At 62.5% G+C, this 699-nt stretch carries 1 protein-coding gene; it reads left to right on the forward strand.

Translation table 11 applies throughout. The features are described from left to right. The first annotated feature begins 353 nt into the window (after positions 1 to 353). Entirely contained in the window at positions 354 to 539 is a 186-nt protein-coding gene (locus MKK84_RS00005; RefSeq protein WP_243915894.1) for a hypothetical protein, read from the forward strand. Positions 540 to 699 lie beyond the last annotated feature (160 nt).

Below are 699 nucleotides of genomic sequence, written 5' to 3' on the forward strand. Positions count from 1 at the left end.
CCAGTTTCGGGAGTGAAGCTATCTACGCTCCATTGGACTTCCTGACTGATCAGGCGCACGGTGTTGGGATCACCGGCCGGTTTCCGAACCCGTGGGCTCTGGTGGCGGAGAGTAACGTGTGCTCCCGCCTGCATTGCGCGAAGCACCACCATGCCCCTCAGTGCCTTCAGACCGCTCACCGCTGCCGAGCATGAGCAAGCGCTCGCCCGGCGTGCCGCGCTGGCCGAGTATGACAGAGGGCTCATTCAGCAGGCCCGGCAGGCAATCCGGCGCTCATGCGAACTTCTGGAGGTGACCAAGCATCAGGTCTTCCCGCCAAGTCAGCGCGGGTGATCGTGGTGTTTCGGGATGGGATGGCCATCGTCGATGAGCTGGTGGTTGAAGCCGTCCAGGTGCTTCGCTCCTGTGGTTGTACGGTCGAGCCGTGGAGCAGCAACTATCCGCTCTGGCTGGTCGATGGGGAGACGTTCACCGATGGCGGCGTCATGGTGCTTGCCCTGCGCCTCAACCGGGTGAGTCCCGAAAAGCGACTGCATTAGTCCGGTGCGAGGTATCCGACGAGTGTCCACACGCCGATCCAATCACCGGCTGATGGGTAGCCGATGCGGCTCAACTCTGCTCGGCCGCTTCTTGTATGAGAGCTAAGAGGCAGCGCCGCTTCTCAGGATCGCGGACGCGTTGGTAGGCGCGCAGTAGCAT

Origin of the sequence: Methylobacterium sp. E-065 (assembly GCF_022829605.1) — a bacterium.
GTDB lineage: Bacteria > Pseudomonadota > Alphaproteobacteria > Rhizobiales > Beijerinckiaceae > Methylobacterium.